Here is a 2,643-nt window from a genome sequence, read left to right as displayed (position 1 = left end):
ACCGACACGGTGGGCGGTGTGTTGGTGACGGATGTGAAGTACTGCTACGACTACGCCGACCGGCTCGTGGGATCGACTCCGGTGGTGGCGCAGTCGGGGGCGAACCCGGTGCTGGGTGCCGCCCTGTCGACGACTGGCGCGCCAGCGACGATCGCGTACGACTCGCACGGGAACACCACGACGTTGGGCAACCAGGTGATGGTGTATGACTCGCAGAACCGGCACATGAAGACCACCGTCGTCGATGGTGGGGTGACCACGGTGATCACTTATGTGCGGGATGCCACCGGCCGGGTCGTGTCCCGCACGGAGAAGGTCGGTACTGCGGCGGCGGTCACGACGCAGTACCTGTACTCCTCGTCCGGGTTGTTCGCCACCAAGACTGGGTCGAGTGTCGACTACATGCTGTCCCTTCCGGGCGGGGTTCAGATCACTGCAGCGTCGAGTTCGGAGCAGGTGTGGTCGTACCCGAACCTGCACGGCGACGTCATCCTGACCGCAGACAAGGACGGTATCCGCACGGGTGACCGATACAAGTTCGACCCGTTCGGGCAGCCGATCGCCGCGGACGGGAAGATCGGCACCACCACTGCTGATGACACTGTTGCGGACAACGCCGACGGGCAAGCGGATCACTCGTGGGTGGGGCAGCACCAGAAACTCTACGAGCACGCGGGATCGATTGCGTCGATTGAGATGGGAGTGCGCGTCTATGCGGCCGCGCTCGGACGATTCCTGTCCGTGGACCCCGTCGAGGGAGGGGTGACAAACGCGTACGACTACCCCGCCGACCCCCTCAATTCTTCCGACCTCAGCGGAGCCTACATGAACCGGTCCTCTCTCGACTCGGATGGATCTCGGGGTACCCCGCCCCCACCCCCGCCCCCGGTTGTAAGGGAGGAACCGCAACAATGCGTCAGAAACTCATGTACCGGTGGCCCAGGTGGCAACGCCGGGAGGGAAGTAAACCTAACACCCAAGCAGATCGACGATAACTTCCGGATCTCAATCAATATCATCGGCGGTATAAGCACGGCCACCGGCATCGCGGCACTAATCCTGACCGCAACCGGTGTCGGTGCGCCAGTTGCTGCTGTTCTGGGCGCGGCCTCTCTAGTGACGGGCATCATCGCGGCCGGCATGGAGTGCGGCCATTTCGGTGCAACCTTGTCGTGTGGGCTTGCAGTGGGAGGAGTAGCGTTCGGAGTCGCTGGGGCCGCGGCGCGGCCCGCGTTCGAGGCCATTGGCGCGACGACTTCGCAGGCTGGTCGAGGCGCTAATCTGGTTGATGGGCTCGGAACTTTCTACGATGTCACGAGCTGGCTTGATGAAGTGCGGTAGGAGGCAATCGTGAAGATTCTGCTGATTGCCCTAGGCGCAGCGGGTACCGCAGCTATCGCCGTTAGCGGATGGCTCCCGGCAGCCGGTCTCGACTTGGTGGTGGAACGTCCCAGCGGTGCGGCATTCGTGTTGTCGGCCTGGATTGGCGGTGTCGGGGTCGGACTTCTAATCGTTGCTCTCGTGATGGCGGCGGTTGTACTGCCACTTGGGCTGACGCTTCGCCGTGTAAGTCGAGCGCTCGGGTCCGACGTTGGGCTATTGGTGGTGGCGCAGAAGACGCCCGAGCTCCAGGAACTCGTCTCGCACCAAACAAATGAAGTATTGCCGACCTACGTGGTAATTCATGTCGGTCGCCAGAGCACTCAAGTTTGGGCGCGCGGGACTCCGATCGCTACTTTTGCTAACAGAGACCTCTTTGACCTGCGCGTCACAGATTCGTTCACGTCTCGCCCCGTGCCTGCGATCCAGGTGAATGTCAGGGGAAAGCACAGCGGGAGCTTGAAGTTTGTCCCGTCTAGAAAGGGTGTCGAACTGATGCCCATACTCAACCGCGACAAAGTCAACGCGCTGGCGAAGCTCATGTGGCCTGGTCTCTCATCGAGTTGAAGCGGTCGGCCGCCCTCCGCCCCCTACCGCTTCGCTGCGCGGGCCGCGGCTTTGTTGAACTCCCTCGTGATGCGGAGGTAGCGGCGCAGCTTGGTGAGAGGTACCGTGACGGGCCAGTCGTCGCTGCGGTAGAGGGCATCCGTGCCGCCGTCGACGAAGACGTGGCTTCCGGTCATGAAGTCGGCGGCGGGGGAGAGCATGAAGACGACCCATTGGGCGATCTGGTCGGCCTGGCCGTTGGTGCCGAGCGGGATGGGGAAGCCCTCGATGGCGCCGGCGAGCTCCGGGTGAGCTGACCTCCTCGACCGCGCATGGCGGTCTGCTGTCGGCGGTCCTCGAGCAGACCTCGACCACCCCGGCGACTCTCTCGCAGACGGTGTCGGGTCTGACTGTGGGTCGCAGTTACACGGTTTCGGGGTGGCTGGCGTCGACGGATGACGACACGGTGGTGACCGATGTCGCTGCTGGGGTGTCGGGTGTGGGTGCATCCACCCCGGTCACGACCACCGCGGCGGTGTCGGGTGCGGTGTCCTGGGTTCCGGTGACGTACCAGTTCACCGCGTCGGCCACGTCGCATGAGGTGGTGGTCTCTGCGAGCTCGACCACGTCGGATGCGAGCGTGCTGGTTGATGATGTGGCGGTGGTTCAGGATGCCTGGACCGAGACCGATGGTGCCGTGTCGTCGGATGTTGTCCC

General features: G+C 63.6%; 4 protein-coding genes. 3 read left to right on the top strand and 1 reads right to left on the bottom strand.

Features of this window, described 5'->3' with window-relative positions; translation table 11 throughout:
• Positions 1–1,341, top strand: a 1,341-nt coding sequence (locus Q5716_RS15905; RefSeq protein WP_305004142.1) for an RHS repeat-associated core domain-containing protein, incomplete at its 5' end; no start/stop codon positions are given.
• 9 nt (positions 1,342–1,350) lie between these two features.
• Entirely contained in the window at positions 1,351–1,947 is a 597-nt protein-coding gene (locus tag Q5716_RS15900; RefSeq protein WP_305004141.1) for a hypothetical protein, read from the top strand.
• 23 nt (positions 1,948–1,970) lie between these two features.
• Here Q5716_RS15900 and Q5716_RS15895 read toward each other — a convergent pair whose 3' ends face one another.
• Positions 1,971–2,435 carry an SDR family oxidoreductase gene (locus Q5716_RS15895; RefSeq protein ID WP_305004140.1) on the bottom strand — a complete coding sequence of 155 codons (465 nt, stop codon included), beginning with the start codon at positions 2,433–2,435 and terminating at the stop codon, positions 1,971–1,973.
• On the opposite strand from Q5716_RS15895, the gene Q5716_RS15890 reads away from it, so the two are divergent.
• On the top strand, positions 2,339–2,643 hold a 305-nt coding region (locus tag Q5716_RS15890), incomplete at its 3' end, for a hypothetical protein (protein WP_305004143.1). The two genes, Q5716_RS15895 and Q5716_RS15890, sit on opposite strands and share 97 nt — an antisense overlap.

It is taken from the genome of Antiquaquibacter soli, from assembly GCF_030580675.1.
Lineage (GTDB): Bacteria > Actinomycetota > Actinomycetes > Actinomycetales > Microbacteriaceae > Rhodoglobus > Rhodoglobus soli.
This window is presented reverse-complemented; position numbering and strand designations above follow the sequence as displayed.